The sequence below is a fragment of the Streptomyces sp. NPDC051684 genome, from assembly GCF_044453445.1.
Lineage (GTDB): Bacteria > Actinomycetota > Actinomycetes > Streptomycetales > Streptomycetaceae > Streptomyces.
In genome coordinates, this window is record NZ_JBITCS010000006.1 from 139,584 (window position 1) to 157,055 (window position 17,472).

Annotated in this window: 15 protein-coding genes; 6 read left to right on the forward strand and 9 right to left on the reverse strand. The window is 71.8% G+C overall.

The features are described 5' to 3' along the window. Nucleotides 1–43: 43 nt before the first annotated feature. The 4 genes from ACIA8D_RS09720 to ACIA8D_RS09735 all read left to right on the forward strand — a co-directional run bounded on the left by ACIA8D_RS09720 (nucleotide 44) and on the right by ACIA8D_RS09735 (nucleotide 5,828). Entirely contained in the window at nucleotides 44–1,510 is a 1,467-nt protein-coding gene (locus ACIA8D_RS09720) for an APC family permease (RefSeq protein WP_399230384.1), read from the forward strand. 26 nt (nucleotides 1,511–1,536) lie between these two features. Next, nucleotides 1,537–3,141 (forward strand): amidohydrolase, encoded by a 1,605-nt coding sequence (locus tag ACIA8D_RS09725; protein ID WP_399230386.1) that lies wholly within the window; start codon nucleotides 1,537–1,539, stop codon nucleotides 3,139–3,141. Between the two features lie 106 nt (nucleotides 3,142–3,247). After that, nucleotides 3,248–4,243, forward strand: a complete 996-nt coding sequence (gene argF / locus ACIA8D_RS09730; protein WP_399230388.1) for an ornithine carbamoyltransferase — start codon at nucleotides 3,248–3,250, stop codon at nucleotides 4,241–4,243. Between the two features lie 121 nt (nucleotides 4,244–4,364). Next, nucleotides 4,365–5,828, forward strand: coding sequence for an amino acid permease (locus ACIA8D_RS09735; protein WP_399230391.1), 1,464 nt, complete (start codon nucleotides 4,365–4,367; stop codon nucleotides 5,826–5,828). Here the strand turns inward: ACIA8D_RS09735 and ACIA8D_RS09740 are convergent. Then, nucleotides 5,791–6,249, reverse strand: a complete 459-nt coding sequence (locus ACIA8D_RS09740; RefSeq protein ID WP_399230392.1) for an ATP-binding protein — start codon at nucleotides 6,247–6,249, stop codon at nucleotides 5,791–5,793. The genes ACIA8D_RS09735 and ACIA8D_RS09740 overlap by 38 nt on opposite strands. A 254-nt stretch (nucleotides 6,250–6,503) precedes the next feature. On the opposite strand from ACIA8D_RS09740, the gene ACIA8D_RS09745 reads away from it, so the two are divergent. Further along, nucleotides 6,504–7,334 carry an enoyl-CoA hydratase family protein gene (locus tag ACIA8D_RS09745; protein ID WP_399230394.1) on the forward strand — a complete coding sequence of 277 codons (831 nt, stop codon included), beginning with the start codon at nucleotides 6,504–6,506 and terminating at the stop codon, nucleotides 7,332–7,334. Between the two features lie 7 nt (nucleotides 7,335–7,341). Continuing rightward, nucleotides 7,342–9,630, forward strand: coding sequence for a bifunctional salicylyl-CoA 5-hydroxylase/oxidoreductase (locus ACIA8D_RS09750; RefSeq protein ID WP_399230396.1), 2,289 nt, complete (start codon nucleotides 7,342–7,344; stop codon nucleotides 9,628–9,630). Here ACIA8D_RS09750 and ACIA8D_RS09755 read toward each other — a convergent pair. From ACIA8D_RS09755 to ACIA8D_RS09790, 8 genes are all read right to left on the reverse strand, one after another. Then, nucleotides 9,619–10,839: a sulfate adenylyltransferase subunit 1 gene (locus tag ACIA8D_RS09755; RefSeq protein ID WP_399230398.1), complete on the reverse strand. Its 1,221-nt coding sequence runs from the start codon at nucleotides 10,837–10,839 to the stop codon at nucleotides 9,619–9,621. The genes ACIA8D_RS09750 and ACIA8D_RS09755 overlap by 12 nt on opposite strands. 2 nt (nucleotides 10,840–10,841) lie before the next feature. Then, nucleotides 10,842–11,750, reverse strand: coding sequence for a sulfate adenylyltransferase subunit CysD (cysD, locus tag ACIA8D_RS09760; protein WP_399230400.1), 909 nt, complete (start codon nucleotides 11,748–11,750; stop codon nucleotides 10,842–10,844). Next, nucleotides 11,747–12,304 carry an adenylyl-sulfate kinase gene (gene cysC / locus ACIA8D_RS09765; RefSeq protein WP_399230403.1) on the reverse strand — a complete coding sequence of 186 codons (558 nt, stop codon included), beginning with the start codon at nucleotides 12,302–12,304 and terminating at the stop codon, nucleotides 11,747–11,749. Before cysC ends, cysD begins: the two co-directional genes overlap by 4 nt. Next, nucleotides 12,301–13,548 (reverse strand): glycosyltransferase family 4 protein, encoded by a 1,248-nt coding sequence (locus tag ACIA8D_RS09770; RefSeq protein ID WP_399230405.1) that lies wholly within the window; start codon nucleotides 13,546–13,548, stop codon nucleotides 12,301–12,303. Before ACIA8D_RS09770 ends, cysC begins: the two co-directional genes overlap by 4 nt. Continuing rightward, on the reverse strand, nucleotides 13,545–13,961 hold the full coding sequence (locus tag ACIA8D_RS09775; protein WP_399230408.1) for a hypothetical protein: 417 nt from the start codon (nucleotides 13,959–13,961) through the stop codon (nucleotides 13,545–13,547). Before ACIA8D_RS09775 ends, ACIA8D_RS09770 begins: the two co-directional genes overlap by 4 nt. Further along, nucleotides 13,958–14,836, reverse strand: coding sequence for a sulfotransferase family protein (locus ACIA8D_RS09780; RefSeq protein WP_399230409.1), 879 nt, complete (start codon nucleotides 14,834–14,836; stop codon nucleotides 13,958–13,960). The genes ACIA8D_RS09775 and ACIA8D_RS09780 overlap by 4 nt, the downstream gene beginning before the upstream one ends. A gap of 86 nt (nucleotides 14,837–14,922) precedes the next feature. Continuing rightward, the gene (locus ACIA8D_RS09785; RefSeq protein ID WP_399230411.1) at nucleotides 14,923–15,738 is read right to left on the reverse strand and encodes a PaaX family transcriptional regulator C-terminal domain-containing protein; all 816 of its coding nucleotides are present in this window, start codon (nucleotides 15,736–15,738) and stop codon (nucleotides 14,923–14,925) included. A 4-nt stretch (nucleotides 15,739–15,742) separates the two neighbouring features. Beyond that, a complete protein-coding gene (locus ACIA8D_RS09790) occupies nucleotides 15,743–17,374 on the reverse strand; it encodes an AMP-binding protein (protein WP_399230413.1) in 1,632 nt (543 codons plus the stop codon). Between the last annotated feature and the right edge of the window lie 98 nt (nucleotides 17,375–17,472).

Consider the following 17,472-nt stretch of genomic DNA (forward strand, 5'->3'; position numbering starts at 1 on the left):
CGGCATACGGTCCTGGCGACCCGCCAAACGAAAGGTATTCGTTTTGACGTCGTCCATCGGGACCGAAAACGGCGCGGCCGGCTCCGCCCCCACCCTGGAGAAGGGCGCCATCGGCACCGGCGACCTGGTCTTCTTCGTCGTGGCCGCCGCCGCGCCGCTGACCGTCATGGCGGGCGTGGCGCCGCTCGCCATCGGAATGGCGGGCCGGGGCGCACCGCTCGGCTACCTCGTCTCCGGACTGCTCCTGATCGTCTTCGCTGCCGGTTTCACCGCGATGAGCCGCCATGTGCGCAACGCCGGCGCCTTCTACGCGTACATCGGCCGGGGCCTCGGCCGCCCCGCCGGAGTCGGCGCCGCGTACGTCGCGCTGCTCGCGTACAACGCGATCGAGGTCGGACTCCTCGCCGCCTTCGGCTGGTTCACCGAGTCGGGGTTCCAGGACCTGACCGGCGTACTGGTTCCGTGGTGGGCGTGGGCGCTCGCCGGACTCGTCGCCATCGGCGTGCTCGGGTACCTCGAAGTCACTCTCAGCGCGAAGGTGTTGGGCGTCGCGCTGGTCCTCGAAGTGCTCGTCCTGCTGGTGTTCGAGGCGGGGGTGTTCGCGCACGGCGGCGGACCGCACGGCCCCGAGTTCGCAGTCCTGTCGCCGGGCCACCTCCTCAACGGCGGCGTCGGCGGCATGTTCGTCCTCGCCATCGGCGCGTTCGTCGGCTTCGAGGCGACCGCGATCTACGCCGAGGAGGCCCGCGAGCCGGAGCGCACGGTGCCGCGCGCCACGTACATCGCCGTCGCGTTCCTCGCGCTCTTCTACACCTTCACGGTCTGGATGATCATCAACGCGTACGGGGCGGACGCCGCGCAGCGCGTCGCGAACGGGGACGGCGGCGGCGACATGGTGTTCACCGCGACCGAACGGTTCGCCGGGGCCTGGGCCGCCGACGCCATGCACCTCCTCATCATCACCAGCGCCTTCGCCGCCACCCTCGCCTTCCACAACGGCGCCACCCGCTACTTCTACGCGCTCGGCCGCGAGGGCCTGCTGCCGCGCCGCCTCGGCCGGGTCACCGCCCGCACCGGCTCGCCCGCCGTCGCCGTCCTCGCGCAGTCGGCCATCGCGCTGCTCACGGTCGTCGTGACGCTGATCGCGGGCGTGGACCCCTACAGCGTCACGTTCCTGTGGACCAACGGCACCGGCATCCTCGGCGTGATGCTGATGCAGGCCTGCGCCGCGCTCGCCGTGTACGGGTTCTTCCGCCGCGACCGGCGCGGGCTGCCCGCGTGGCGGGTGGTGCTCGCGCCGCTCGTCTCCTTCGCCGGGCTCGTGGTCCTGATCGGCCTCGCCTGCGTCAACCTCGACCTGCTCACGGGCGCGACGGCGGGCGTCAACGCGGTACTGCTCGCGCCGCTGCCCGTGCTGTTCGCGCTCGGGATCGCGGTCGCGCTGCGCGTGCGGCGCCGCGACCCGGCCGCGTACGCCCGGCTGACCACGGTCGACGCCGAGAGCGTCTGATTCATCGCATCGAAAGGACCCTGTACGTGCTGGTAATCCGCGGCACCGTCCGCACCGGAAGCGCCGCGCACGGCGACGTCGCCGCGCTCGCCGTGGCCGACGACGGCCGGATCCTCGCCCTCGGAGCGGCGGCCGAGGAACTCGCCGCCACCGCCGACGAGGTGCTCGACCTCGGCGACGGCGGCCTGCTCATGCCCTCCTTCGGCGACGGCCACGCCCACCCCCTCTTCGGCGGCCTGGAACACTTCGGCCCGCAGATCAAGGAGTTGGGGTCGGTCGAGGAGATCGTCGCCGATGTCGGACGGTGGGCCGCGGCGCACCCCGGGGAGGAGTGGATCGTCGGCGCCAGCTACGACCCGGCGCTCGTCCCCGACGGGGAGTTCGACGCCCGCTGGCTGGACGCAGCAGTGCCGGACCGGCCGGTCGTGCTGCGGGCGTACGACTACCACACGGTGTGGTGCAACACCGAGGCGCTGCGCCGCGCCGGGGTGGACACGACGACGCCCGAGCCGCGCCTCGGCTGGATCGTGCGCCGCCCCGACGGCACCCCCATGGGCACCCTGCGCGAGTGGCACGCCTGCGACCTGGTGCTCGACCGGGTGCCGGGCCGCCCCGTCGACGAGCTGGTCGACGCGATCGGTGTGGCCGGGGAGGCGTACGCGAAGGCGGGCCTGACGTGGGTTCAGGACGCCTGGGTGGAACCGGAGATGGTCGACGCCTACCTGGAGGCCGCCCGCCGGGACGCGCTGTGCTTCCGCGTCAACCTCGCCCAGCGCGCCGACCCGGACCGCTGGCGCGAGCAGCGGCCCGCGTTCACGCAACAGCGCCGCCGCGTCGAGGCCGAGGGCGGCGACCTGCTGACGGCCCGCACCGTGAAGTTCTTCGCCGACGGCGTGATCGAGGGCGGCACCGCCGCGCTCCTGGAGCCGTACGACGACGCCCCGCACAGCTGCGGAATGCCCGTCTGGGAGCCGGCCGCCCTGGCCGAGGCGGTGCGGGCCTTCGACGCGGACGGCTTCCAGATCCACATCCACGCCATCGGTGACGCCGGGGTGCGGGCCGCGCTCGACGCGATCGAGCCGGCGGTCGAGGCCAACGAGGCGTGGGACCGGCGCCCCGTGATCACCCACGTCCAGCTCGTCGACCCCGCCGACCTGCCGCGCTTCGCCGCACTCGGGGTGATCGCCAACTTCGAGCCGCTGTGGGCGCAGCCCGACCCGTTGCAGACCGTGCTTTCCGTGCCGCGCATCGGCGACAAGCGCTCGGCGCTCCAGTACCCGATGGGCGAGCTGGAGCGCGGGGGAGTGCGGCTCTCGTTCGGCAGCGACTGGCCGGTCAGCTCGTACGAGCCGCTGGAGGGGATCCAGATCGCGGTGACCCGGCGGACCTTCGACGGCGACCCGGAGGACGGCTGGCTGCCCCATCAGCGGCTCACGGTCGAGGAGGCGCTGGCCGCGTACACGGCGGGCTCGGCGCACCAGGCGTTCGCCGACGAGCGGGGCGCGCTCGTGCCGGGGGCGCCCGCGGACCTGGTGTGGCTGTCGGCGGACCCGCGGACCACTGATCCCATGCGGCTGCGGGAGATCCGGGTACGGGGCACGTGGCTGGCGGGGGACCGCACGTTCGGGTAGGCACGGAAGCGCATGATCCGGAAACAATCATGAATAGAAATGTGGAACATCGTATAGACTTCCACCGTCCCGACCCCGTCCCCGAGTCATGCGCAGGAGCCCCCGAATGAACCTCACCGGCCGCCACTTCCTCAAGGAGCTGGATTTCACCGCCGAGGAGTTCCGAGGTCTGGTCGACCTGGCCGCGGAGCTGAAAGCGGCCAAGAAGGCGGGGACCGAGACGCAGCGCCTCAAGGGCAGGAACGTGGCGCTGATCTTCGAGAAGGCGTCCACGCGCACGCGCTGCTCCTTCGAGGTCGCGGCCGCCGACCAGGGCGCCTCGACGACGTACATCGACCCGGCCGGCTCGCACATCGGCAAGAAGGAGTCGAGCAAGGACACCGCCCGTGTGCTTGGCCGGATGTTCGACGCCATCGAGTTCCGGGGCGACGAGCAGGCCATCGTCGAGACGCTCGCCGAGTACGCGGGCGTGCCCGTCTACAACGGCCTGACCGACGACTGGCACCCCACGCAGATGCTCGCCGACGTGCTCACGATGACCGAGCACAGCGCCAAGCCGCTCACCGAGATGTCCTTCGCCTACCTCGGCGACGCCCGCTTCAACATGGGGAACTCCTACCTTGTCACCGGCGCCCTGCTCGGCATGGACGTCCGGATCGTCGCGCCGAAGTCCTACTGGCCGGCCGAGGAGGTCGTCGCCAAGGCCCGTGAGCTGGCCGCCGCCAGCGGCGCCCGCATCACGCTCACGGAGACCGTCGAGGAGGGCGTCGCCGGCGCCGACTTCGTGGTCACCGACGTCTGGGTGTCGATGGGCGAGCCGGAGGAGATCTGGGACGAGCGCATCAAGGCGCTCACGCCGTACGCGGTGACGATGGACGTGCTGCGCGCCACGGGCAACGCGGACGTGAAGTTCCTGCACTGCCTCCCCGCCTTCCACGACCTGGGCACGAAGGTCGGCCGCGAGATCCACGCCAAGTACGGCCTGGAGTCCCTGGAGGTCACCGACGAGGTCTTCGAGTCGGAGCACTCCGTCGTCTTCGACGAGGCGGAGAACCGGATGCACACCATCAAGGCCGTCATGGTCGCCACGCTCGGCCAGTAGCGACAAACCGCACAATCACTGAACAACGGTTCAAACTGGTGGGGCCGGAACACCTTCTCCGGCCCCACCGGCATGCGGCCACCCCCACCGCACCCGCACCACCAGAAAAGAGCACCACCCCATGTCGCCGACCCCGTCCGGCCTGCGCATCAAGTCGCCCGAGTCCCTCATCGCCGAATCGGGCGCCGACCTCGAAGGCCACGGCCTCAGGCGCACCATGGGGCTCTTCCAGCTCGTGTGCTTCGGCGTCGGCGCGATCGTCGGCACCGGCATCTTCGTCGGCCTGTCCGACACGGTCGCCGAGGCCGGTCCCGCCGTCATCCTCTCCTTCGTCCTCGCCGCGATCACCTGCATCTTCACGGCGTTCTCCTTCGCCGAGCTGGGCAGCGCGATCCCGGTCTCCGGATCCTCGTACTCCTTCGCCTACGCGACCCTCGGCGAGCGCGTCGCGTTCCTCGTCGGCTGGTGTCTGCTCCTGGAGTACGGCGTCTCGGTGTCGGCCGTGGCGGTCGGCTGGAGCCAGTACCTGAACGAACTGCTCGACAGCGTCTTCGGCCGGCAGCTGCCCGAGGCCCTGTCCGCCGGGCCCGCCGACGGCGGCGTGGTCAACCTGCCCGCCGTGCTGGTGATACTGATGGCCGCCACGCTGCTGGTGCGCGGGATCCGGGAGAGCGCGCGGGCGACCGCCGCGATGGCCGTGCTCAAGATCGGCATCCTGATCGTGTTCTGCGCTGTCGCCTACTCCGCGTTCGAGGCCGGGAACCTCACCCCGTTCCTCAGGGACGGCATGGCGGGCGTGACCTCCGGGGCCTCGCTCGCCTTCTTCTCGTACATCGGCTTCGACGCGGTCACCACGGCGGGCGAAGAGGTCAAGGACCCGCGGCGCAACATCCCGCTCGCGATCCTGATCTGCATCGGCATCGTCACGCTGCTCTACGTCGCCGTGGCCGTCGCCGCCATCGGCGCGCTCGGCGCGGACGCCGTGGGCAACAAGCCGGCCGCGCTCTCCCTCGTCGTCGACCAGGTCACAGGCTCGGACATCGGCGGCGGCGTGATCGCCTTCGGCGCGGTCGTCGCCATCGCCTCCGTCGTCCTCGCGGTGATGTACGGGCAGACGCGGATCCTGATGTCGATGTCCCGCGACGGGCTGATCCCGCGGGTCTTCGAGCGGGTCTCGCCGAAGACGCACACGCCGGTCACCAACACCTGGATCGTGGCGCTCGTCTTCGCGATCCCGGCCGCGTTCTCCTCGCTGGACGCCGTCGTCAACCTCACGACCATCGGCACGCTCGCCACCATGGTCGTCGTGAACATCGCGGTGATCGCGCTGCGCCGCTCGCACCCCGACCTGAAGCGCTCGTTCCGGGTGCCGCTCTACCCGGTCAGCCCGGTCCTGGGTGTCGGCTTCTGCCTCTACCTGATCTGGGGCACGGGCTGGACGACCTGGGTCCAGTTCGCGGTGTTCCTCGTCGTGGGCGCGCTCGTGTACGCGCTGTACGGCCGCCGCAACTCGCGGCTCGGCGACAGCGACGGCGGCGGCGAGGGGACTACGCCTCGGACGCCGGGCGCTGCGCCGGCACCGTAGAGGGCAGGGTGAACCACACCGCCTTGCCGGAATCGGTGGGGCGGTGCCCGCACGACGAGCTGAGCGTGCGGATCAGGAGCAGGCCGCGACCGTGCTCCTGCCAGGGGTCGGGCAGCCCTTCGTCCTCGGGATTGGTGAGGTCGGACGGCGGCGCCGGGTCCGTGTCGTGCACCTCGACCTGACAGCCGGAGTCGAGCATCTCCACGACCAGCTCGATCGGCGTGTCCCCCGTCGTGTGCTCCACCGCGTTCGCCACCAGCTCCGCCGTCAGCAGCTCCGCAGTGTCCGCGTCCGCGGCCGGTGACTCGAGCTCGGACAGCGCCGTCCGCACGAGGGCGCGCGCGACCGGCACGGCCGCGGCCGTGTGCGGGAGCGCTATGCGCCACGACGTGGGCGTGGGGGGACCGGAGAAGGGAGTCACGGCGGAATCCTGGGGGCGGAGGGCGCGTATGCGGCTCTGGGGCGGGCTCGGAGGAACGGGCTCAAGGGGGACTGTCCTGCGTTCAACCTTATGAATGGTACGGCGTGGGGCGAAAGAGGCTCTCGTCGGTGCGCACCGGGACGTACGACCCCTCCCGCCTTATCGCGCACTCGTGACGGCAGTCACGATGCGGTGATACGGTCGAGTCGTCTCGCTCCTCCTCGGCACGCCCCCTGACCCGCCGGAGGCACCGCATGAGTCCTTTCACCGGATCCACCCCCCGCACCGACACCTGGCAGCACCTCGACTACGCCGTGGACGAGAGCGGCGTCGCGACCGTCACCCTCGCCCGCCCCGAGAAGCTCAACGCGCTCACCTTCGGCGCCTACGCCGACCTGCGCGACCTCCTCGCGGAGCTGTCCCGGACCAAGTCCGTGCGCGCCCTCGTCCTCGCCGGCGAGGGCCGCGGCTTCTGCTCCGGCGGCGACGTCGACGAGATCATCGGCGCCACGCTCTCCATGGACACCGCGCAGATCCTCGACTTCAACCGGATGACCGGACAGGTCGTCCGCGCCGTGCGCGAGGCCCCGTTCCCGGTGGTCGCCGCCGTGCACGGGGTCGCGGCCGGGGCGGGCGCGGTCCTCGCGCTCGCCTCCGACTTCCGCGTCGCCGACCCCAGCGCCCGCTTCGCGTTCCTGTTCACGAAGGTCGGCCTGTCCGGCGGCGACATGGGCGCGGCCTATCTGCTGCCCCGCGTTGTCGGCCTCGGCCACGCCACCCGCCTCCTGATGCTCGGCGACGCGGTCCGCGCGCCCGAGGCCGAGCGCATCGGCCTGATCAGCGAGCTGACCGACGAGGGCCGGGCCGACGAGGCCGCGCAGACCCTCGCCCACCGCCTCGCCGAGGGCCCCGCCCTCGCGTACGCGCAGACGAAGGCGCTCCTGACGGCGGAGCTGGACATGCCGCTGGCCGGAGCCATCGAGATGGATGCCGCCACGCAGGCACTTCTGATGCACGGCGAGGACTACGCCGAGTTCCACGCGGCGTTCACCGCCAAGCGCCCGCCGAAGTGGCAGGGGAGGTGACCGGCCGATGACCGTCCGCGCCCGGCGCATCGCCGTCATCGGCGGCGGCCCCGGCGGCCTGTACGCCGCCGCCCTCCTCAAGCGCCTCGACCCGGACCGGGAGATCACGGTCTGGGAGCGCAACGCCCCCGACGACACGTTCGGCTTCGGCGTCGTCCTGTCCGACGAGACCCTCGGCGGCATCGAGCACGCCGACCCGGTGGTCTACCGGGCGCTCCAGGACGAGTTCGTGCGCTGGGACGACATCGACATCGTGCACCGGGGGCAGCGCCACACCTCGTCCGGGCACGGGTTCGCGGCGCTCGGCCGCCGCCGGCTCCTGGAGATCCTGCACGAGCGCTGCCGCGAGCTCGGCGTGGACCTGCGCTTCCAGTCGGAGGCCCCGCCGATCGCCGAACTCCGCACGGCGTACGACCTGGTGATCGCGGCCGACGGCGTGCACAGCAAGACCCGCGAGACGTACGCGGACGCGTTCGGGCCGCACATCGAGGAGCACCGCAACCGCTACATCTGGCTCGCCGCCGACTTCGCCTTCGACGCCTTCCGCTTCGACATCGCGGAGACGGAGCACGGCGTGATGCAGCTGCACGGCTACCCGTACAGTGCCGACGGGTCCACGGTCATCGTCGAGATGCGCGACGAGGTGTGGCGGGCGGCCGGCTTCGCGGACATGGACGTACGGGAGTCGATCGAGACCTGCGCGAAGATCTTCAAGGACGCGCTCGGCGGACGCCCCCTGCGGACCAACAACTCCTCCTGGCTCACCTTCCGCACGGTCGTCAACGACCGCTGGTCGCACGGCAATTGCGTCCTCATCGGCGACGCCGCGCACACCGCGCACTTCTCCATCGGCTCCGGCACGAAGCTCGCCGTCGAGGACGCGCTCGCGCTCGCCGCGAGCCTGACCGAGCAGCCGACGACCGACGCGGCGCTGGCCGCGTACGAGGAGGAGCGCAGGCCCGTCGTCGCGTCGACGCAGCGGGCGGCGCGCGCCAGCCTCCAGTGGTTCGAGGAGCTGGACCGCTACCTCGGTCAGCCGCCCCTCCAGTTCGCCTTCAACCTGCTGACGCGCTCGCGCCGGGTGACGCACGACAACCTGCGGCTGCGGGACGCGGACTTCACGGAGTCGGTGGAGCGGGAGTTCGGCTGCCCCGAGGGCACGCCCCCGATGTTCACGCCGTTCCGGATCGGCGGCCTGGAGCTGCGCAACCGGGTCGTGGTGTCACCGATGGACATGTACTCGGCGGTGGACGGGGTGCCGGGCGACTTCCACCTCGTGCATCTGGGGGCGCGGGCGCTCGGCGGCGCCGGTCTCGTCATGACGGAAATGGTGTGCGTGAGCGCGGAGGGCCGCATCACGCCGGGCTGCGCGGGCCTCTACACCTCCGAACAGGCGGCGTCCTGGGGCCGGATCGTGGACTTCGTCCACACTCGCGCTCCCGGTACGGCGATCGGCGTGCAGCTCGGCCACTCGGGCCGCAAGGGCTCCACACGCCTGATGTGGGAGGGCATGGACGAGCCGCTCCCGGCCCCCAAGGACAACTGGCCGCTGGTCGCGCCGTCCGCGCTGCGCTACCGGCCGGACAGTCAGCTGCCGCGCGAGCTGACGACGGCCGAACTGGCGGATGTCCGGGACCAGTTCGTGGTGGCGGCACGGAACGCGGCGGAGGCGGGCTTCGACCTCCTCGAACTCCACTGCGCGCACGGTTACCTGCTGTCCGGTTTCCTCTCCCCGCTGACGAACCGGCGCACGGATGCCTACGGCGGCTCGCTAAAGGCCCGGATGCGGTTCCCCCTGGAGGTCTTCGACGCGGTACGTGCGGTGTGGCCGGAGGGTCGGCCGATGACGGTGCGGATCTCCGCGACGGACTGGGCGGAGGGCGGCACCAGCGAGGAGGAGGCGGTCGCCATCGCCCGGGCCTTCGCCGCGCACGGCGCCGACGCGATCGACGTGTCCACGGGGCAGGTGGTCTCGGACGAGCGGCCCGCGTTCGGCCGCTCCTACCAGGTGCCGTACGCGGACCGGATCCGGGCGGAGGCGGGTGTCCCGGTCGTCGCGGTCGGCGCGATCTCGTCGTGGGACGACGTCAACTCCCTTGTCCTGGCGGGCCGTACGGACCTCTGCGCGTTGGCCCGCCCGCACCTGTACGACCCGCACTGGACGTTGCACGCGGCGGCGGAACAGGGCTACGCGGGTCCGGGGGCGGCCTGGCCCCCGCAGTACGGCGCGGGCAGCCGCCGCCCCCAGACGGGCCGCTTGGATGCCCCCAAGCCGCGCCTTGTCCTACCGGGGTGACGGCGCAGGCGCCACCACCATCCCCGCCGTCAGCGTCGTCCCGTCCGACGGGTCCAGAAGGAGCAGAGCCCCGGTCCGGCGCACTTCGGCGTACGCGTCCAGCGGGAGCGGTTCCGCCGTGCGGAGCGCCACCGTGCCCAGGTCGTTGGCCGTCAACTCCGCCTCGGGAGCCACCGACGTGACGACCGCTCGCACCGTGCGCGTGGCATGCCGCACCAGGACCCGCTGCCCCTCGCGCAGCGGCCGGTCCGCCACATGGCACACCGCCGCGCGCACGTCCCGCGTCGCGGTCGGCGCCCGGTCGGCCGACGGTGCGAGCAGGTCGCCGCGTGCCACGTCGAGTTCGTCCGCGAGTCGCACCGTGAGCGAGGTTCCGGCGTTCGCCTGGGCCACTTTCGTGCCCAGCACGTCGAGCGCCGCGATCGTCGACGTACGGCCCGAGGGGTGGACCGTCACGGCCGAGCCCACCCGGAGGGTCCCCGAGACCAACTGGCCCGCGTAGTAACGGGATTCGCCGTGCCGGATCACGTACTGGACCGGGAAGCGGGCCGGCGCCGAAGAGGAACCGGCGGTCGCCGGGACCGTCTCCAGGTGCTCCAGGACCGTCGGACCCCCGTACCAGTCCATCCGCGTGGACGCGTCCACCACGTTGTCGCCCGCCAGCGCCGAGATCGGGATCGCGGTCACCTCGGGGATCCCCAGGCCCTCGGCGTACGAGGCGAATTCGGCGGCGATCCGGGTGAACACGGCTTCCTCGTACCCGACCAGATCCATCTTGTTCACGGCCAGGACGACGTGCGGGACCCGCAGCAGCCGCGCGACCGCCGCGTGCCTGCGGGTCTGTTCGACGACCCCGTTCCTGGCGTCGACCAGGACGATCGTCAGCTCCGCGGTGGAGGCGCCGGTCACCATGTTCCGCGTGTACTGCACGTGCCCCGGGGTGTCCGCCAGGATGAAGCGGCGGCGCGGGGTCGCGAAGTAGCGGTACGCGACGTCGATCGTGATGCCCTGCTCGCGCTCGGCACGCAGGCCGTCCGTGAGCAGGGCCAGATCGGGCGTGCCGGTGCGGGAGATCGACTCCAGCTGGTCGGCGAGGACCGACTTCGAGTCGTGCAGGAGCCGGCCGACGAGCGTGGACTTGCCGTCGTCGACCGAACCGGCCGTGGCCAGTCGCAACGTGCCCACTTCAGTAACAACAGACACAGACATCTCTAGAAGTACCCTTCGCGCTTGCGGTCTTCCATCGCGGCCTCGGACAGCTTGTCGTCGGCGCGGGTGGCTCCCCGTTCCGTGAGCCGGGAGGTCGCGATCTCCGCGATGACCTGATCGAGCGTCTCGGCGTCGGAGTCGACGGCCCCGGTGCACGACATGTCGCCGACCGTGCGGTAGCGGACCTGCCGCTTCTCGACGCGCTCGCCGTCCTTCGGGCCGCCCCAGTCGCCGGCCGTCAGCCACATGCCGCCCCGGTCGAACACCTCACGGTGGTGCGCGAAGTAGATCTCGGGCAGCTCGATGTTCTCGCGGGCGATGTACTGCCACACGTCCAGTTCGGTCCAGTTCGACAGCGGGAACACGCGGACGTGCTCGCCCGGCGCGTGCCGGCCGTTGTAGAGCTGCCACAGCTCCGGGCGCTGGCGGCGCGGGTCCCACTGGGAGAACTCGTCCCGCAGGGAGAACACCCGCTCCTTCGCGCGGGCCTTCTCCTCGTCCCGGCGTCCGCCGCCGAACACGGCGTCGAAGCGCTCGTCCCGGACGGTCTCCGTCAGCGGCACGGTCTGGAGCGGGTTGCGGGTCCCGTCGGGGCGTTCGCGGAGCACACCACGGTCGATGTAGTCCTGTACGGACGCCACATGGAGTGTCAGTCCATGTGTGTCGACCACACGATCCCGGTAGGCGATGACCTCGGGGAAGTTGTGCCCCGTGTCGACATGGAGGAGCGGGAACGGCACCGGCGCGGGCGCGAACGCCTTCAGTGCCAGATGCAGCATGAGGATGGAGTCCTTGCCGCCGGAGAAGAGGATCACCGGCCGCTCGAACTCGCCCGCCACCTCGCGGAAGATGTGCACGGCCTCGGACTCCAGCGCGTCCAAGTGGCTCAGTGCGTACGACGTGTCGCTCACACCAGCCCCCTCGCCGCCAGGACCGCCCGCACCGAGGCCGCCGACTCCTGCGGCGTCCGGTGCTGCGTCCGAAGTGCCAGGTCCGGGTCCACCGGCGGCTCGTACGGGTCGTCGACCCCGGTCAGCCCCTTCAGCTGCCCCGCCGCCTGACGCGCGTACAGGCCCTTCACATCGCGCTCGCTGCACACCTCGACGGGTGTCGCGACATGCACCTCGACGTACGGGGTGGCGCTGGCGGCGTGCCGCTTGCGGACGGCCTCGCGGCTGTCCGCGTACGGAGCGATGACGGGCACGACGGCGAACACCCCGTTGCGGGCCAGGACTTCGGCGACCAGACCGATGCGCTGGACGTTCGTGTCGCGGTCCGCGCGGCTGAAGCCGAGGCCCGCCGAGAGGAAGCGGCGGACCTCGTCGCCGTCGAGCACTTCGACGCGCCGGCCCTCGGCGCGCAGCTGTCCGGCGAGGGCGCGCGCCACCGTCGTCTTTCCTGAACTGGGCAGCCCGGTGAGCCAGATCGTGGCTCCCTGTGGGCGGTCCGTCGTGGCCGTGGTCATACGTGCAGTCCTTCCGCGGAGCCGCCGGCGGCCCGCAGGCCGTCGCGGTCGCAGGGGTCGGTTTCGGTCAGTTCGGTGAAGAGGGCCTCCCACCGCGGGTGCACCGCGTCGGGCCCGTAGGCCGCCGCCGTGAGCAGGGCGGCCCCGCCCATCCGCGTACGCAGCTCGCTGTCGCCCATGAGGCGGGCGAGGGCGTCGGCGAGGGCGTCGGGGTCCTGCTCCGGCACGAGCAGTCCGTCCACGCCGTGCGTGAGGACGTCGGCGGGGCCGGTGGGGCAGTCGAAGGAGACCACCGGGAGGGCGTGCGCCATCGCCTCGATCATCACCATCGGCAGTCCCTCGAAGCGGGAACTCAGCACATACAGCGAGGACTTGGCGAGTTCGTCGTCGAGCCGGTCGGTGTGGCCCATCAGCAGGACGTGGTTGTAGAGGTGGTGCTGCTCGATCAGGGCACGCAGCTGCGTCTTCCTCTCGCCGCTGCCGTAGATGCGCAGCTGCCAGTCGGGAAACTCCCGGACGAGTTTGGCCCACGCGGGGATCAGCAGGTCGAAGCCCTTCTGCGGGAAGAGCCGGCCGGCCGCGACCACGATCCTGGAGCCGGGGTTCGCCGGTACCTGGTCGAGCGAGTGCACGGCGTTCGGGATCCGCACGACGCGGGTGCCGGGCAGCAGCCGTGCGTACTCGCTCCGGTCGCGCTCCGTCAGTACGGCGACGGCCGCGAAGCACCCGTACGTCTCGACGATGCGCCGCTGCACGTCGGGGCGGTGCGTGCCGTGGTTCATGTGCTCCTGTGCCACCCGCACCACGCCGCCCGTGGCGTGCGTGGCGGCGAGGAAGTTCAGCGCGGGCCGCGTCGTGACGAGTACACCGTCGGTGAGCGAGCGAAGGTAGGCGCCGAGGGCGAGCTCCAGGCGCCGGTCGAAGTACCGGTGGCCGAACTCGCCGCGCGGGACCTCGCGGGCGGGCGACGCGGCCAGCCTGTCGCGCCGACGCGCACGCCACCAGCCGCCGAGCCCCGGTTCCGTGGCCGCGGGCGCGGCACCCTCGCGCAGATCGACGACCGTCGTCACCGGCACCCGCTCGTCCAGCGGGAACTGCAGGGACTCGCGCCGCCGCACGGCGCTGACGATCTCGACGTTCCAGCCCGCCGCGGCAAGGGAGTTGGCCTGGTTGAAGACGGTGCGGATGGTGCCGCCGCGTCCGTAGGCGTGCAGCAGCAGGTATCGGATCGGGGTGGTCCTCATGCGCGGCACTCCAGCGACAGGTTGTCCTCGACGGTGAAGTACGGCCGTACGCCGAACCCCGCCCCCGGCACCGGCTGTCGCGGATAGACGTAGATCGCCTTCTTGCCGCGGATGTCGTCGAGCCGGCGCCCGACGCGCAGCTTCGCGGCGCCGTCCGTCAGATGCAGATCCCACTGGTCGGTGCCGCCGAACCCGTCGCCGTACGCGGCGAGATCGGCCACGTCCCATGCGCAGCTGAACCGGTCGACGTCCCACTCGACGTCGTACGACAGCACCTGGCCCGTGCCCGACCGCCGCGTCACCGTCAGCCGCCACGCGTCGGCGGCCCTCGCGTCCACCCCGACCAGCCGCCCGACCACGCCGATCCGCCCGTCTCGCGGCCACACTTCCTCGACCTCGGCCCGGGGCTTCACTTCAGGTACCCCCAGGCCTTGGAGATGGGCCGCAGCACCTCGGGGATCTCGTCGTCCTCGGGCAGCTCGCGCCCCGCCTGCACGCTGCCGCTGCGGATCTTGTCCCGCCAGTCGCCGAGCCCCTTTTGGACCTGCGTCTCGTCGCGGGCCCCGTACTCCAGCATGGAGGGTTCGAAGTCGACCCCGAGGAAGGTGCACAGGGTGCGCAGCTTCCCCTCCGGGTCGGCCGTGATCTCCTCATAGCGCAGGGTGTGCCCGCCGGTGATGCCCTTGCGGGCGTTGTCGACGGCCTTCATGTAGCGCAGCGCGTCCGTGCAGGCCTCGTCGTACGTGCGCTTGTCGGGGTCGCTCTCGTGCCAGGACCGGGCGATGGACACGGGGTGGCGCAGCAGGAACACGAAGCGGGCATCCGGCCAGCAGTCGCGGATCCGCTGGTAGGCGAAGGCGTTGCTGGGCGTCTTCTCGACGATGAAGTCCTTGCCGGACCTGGTGAGTTCACGGTGCAGCACGCGATCCCACAGCAGGTGCTCCAGGTCGCCGCGGCTCAGGTCGAGGGCGTCCATGGCGCGCCGCGACAGCTTGCTGCCGTAGCCGACCTCCAGGCGCCGGATGTGCAGTTCGTGCGGGGCGTGCAGCCGCGGGTGCGCGTCGAGCAGCATCCGCAGCAGGGTCGAGCCCGAGCGCACCGGCGACATGATGAACACCGGCCGGCCGAGCAGCCGGTCCGTCCCCGGGTCGTCGGTACATCGATACTCCGCGGCGGCCTGCCGTGCCGGTGCCGCCTTCTTGACGGGCGTGGGCCCCTTGGGCGCACGGCGCACCTGGAGGCCGGTGGTGGCGGTCAGCGCCCGGTTCATGTTGCGCATCAGACTCATGCGAACCGACGCTAAGAGGGCATTCTGAGAGAAGCCGTGGAGGAAGCTGAGGGTTCGCTTAGGGCGCCGCAGTCAGGGGGCCGGGGTCAGGGCGCCGGAGTGCGGGCGAACTCCGCGCCCGCGGTCCGCAGCCGTGCGTCGAGGGCGCGGAAGACCTCCGCCGCCCGCACCCCCGGCCACCCCTCCGGCAGGAGCCCCGGCGGCAGGCCAGGATCCGCGTACGGCAAATGGCGCCAGGAATCGAGGGCGCGGAGGTAGTCCCGGTATGCCTCCCGCGGCGGCGTGTCCTCGCGGGACTCCCATGACCGCAGCACCGGCTCATGCTCATCCAGGAACGCCTCGTGCAGCTTCGCGAGCGCCGCCAGATCCCACCACCGTCCCACCGCATCCGCCGTCGCCGCGAACCCCAGGTGTTCCCCGCGGAACAGCTCCACGTACCCGGACAGCCCGATCCGCTCCAGCGTGTGCCGCGTCTCCTCGTAGACGGCGAGGGGCGCCAGCCACACACCTGGCGCTGCCGTGCCGAACCCGAGCCCGCTGAGCGTGGAACGCAGCACGTGCCGCTTGGCCCGCTCCGACTCCGGCACGGAGAACACCGCGAGCACCCACCCGTCCCCGGCCGCCCCGCCCCCGTAGATGCGGTGGTCACCGTCGTCGAGAAGCTGACGCGCGTCGTCGGAGAGCGCGTACCCGGCCGCCCCGGCCCCCGTACGCGCCGGAACCAGCAGCCCGCGCCGCTTGAGCCGGGACACCGCCGACCGCACGGACGGCGCGTCGACGCCGACCGCACCGAGCAGCCGGATCAGCTCGGCGACCGGCAACGGCCCCGGCAACTCGCGGCCGTAGGCGCCGTACAGGGTGACGATCAGGGAGCGGGGCGTATGCGTGGGCTGCTCGGGCACGCGATCACTCTACGGTTCCGGGTTCACGGAGCCGGAACCGCTGGAGCTTCCCCGTGGCCGTGCGCGGCAACGCGTCCAGGAACTCGATCGCGCGCGGACACTTGTAGGGGACCAGTTCCGCCTTCACGAACTCGCGCAGACCGTCCACGTCCTGCCGCGCCCCCGCCCGCAGCACCACATACGCGACGGCGACCTGCCCCCGCTCCTCGTCGGGCCGCCCGACCACGGCCGCCTCCGCCACGTCCGGGTGGCGCAGCAGCGCGTCCTCCACCTCGGGGCCCGCGATGTTGTACCCGGCGGAAATGATCATGTCGTCGGCGCGGGCCACGTACCGGAAGTAGCCGTCGGGCTCGCGGACGTACGTGTCCCCGGTGACGTTCCAGCCGTGCCGTACGTACACGGTCTGCCGCTCGTCCGCGAGGTAGCGGCAGCCGACGGGCCCGCGCACCGCGAGCAACCCCGGTTCCCCGTCCGGGAGTTCGTGGCCGTCGGGGTCGACGATCCGGGCCTGCCAGCCGGGCACGGGGACGCCCGTCGTCCCCGGCCGGATCGCGTCGTCCGCCGCCGAGATGAAGATGTGGAGCAGTTCCGTCGCGCCGATGCCGTTGATGATGCGCAGGCCCGTCGCCTCCTGCCACGCCTGCCAGGTCGCGGCCGGCAGATTCTCGCCCGCCGACACACAGCGGCGCAGCGACGAGACGTCGTGCGCGGCCAGCTCGGGCAGCATCGCCCGGTACGCGGTCGGCGCGGTGAACACGACCGACACCCGGTGCTCGGCGATCGCGGGCAGCAGCTTCTGCGGGCCCGCCTGTTCGAGCAGCAGCGCCGAGGCGCCCGCCCGCAGCGGGAAGAGCACGAGCCCGCCGAGCCCGAAGGTGAAGCCGAGCGGCGGGCTGCCCGCGAACACGTCGTCCGGGGTCGGCCTCAGGACGTGCCCGGAGAACGTGTCCGCGACCGCGAGCACGTCCCGGTGGAAGTGCATGCACCCCTTGGGCCGCCCGGTGGTCCCCGAGGTGAAGGCGATCAGCGCGACGTCGTCGGCAGAGGTCGGCACGGCCTCGTACACCGCCGGTTTCGGGGCCGCGCGGTGCAGCAGGTCGTCGGGCCCGTCCCCGCCGAACGTGGTGATGCGCAGGCCCGGCACCTCGGCCTTCGCGAGGTCGTCGACCGAGCGGATGTCGCACAGCGCGTGCCCCACCTGCGCGATCCCGCACACCGTCGCCAGCTCGCTCGCCCGCTGTTGCGCGAGCACGGTCACGGCGACGGCCCCCGCCTTCATCACGGCGAGCCAGCAGGCCGCGAGATGTCGGGTGGTGGGGCCGCGCAGCAGCACCCGGTTGCCGGGCACGACGCCCAGGTCGTCGGTGAGCACGTGCGCGATCCGGTCGACCGTCGCCTTCAACTCCCCGTACGACCAGGGTGTTTGACCGGGGGAGTGGAGGGCCGGGCGGTCCGCGCCGTGCCGTTCCACGGTGGCGTCGAGGAGTTCGGCGCCGCAGTTGAGTCGCTGCGGGTAGCTCAGCTCGGGCAGTTCGAAGGTGAGGCCGGGCCACAGCTCGGCGGGCGGCAGATGGTCGCGCGCGAAGGTGTCGACGTGACCGGAAGGCAGCAGTGGGTTGTTTGGATGGTGGGTCATGGCCTGGCGCCCCCTCGTGGTGAGTGGCTCGCATGCCGTCGCCGGGTGAGGCGGCGCGCATCGAGCGTATCGTGATGGTGACGACAGTCAACGGGGCG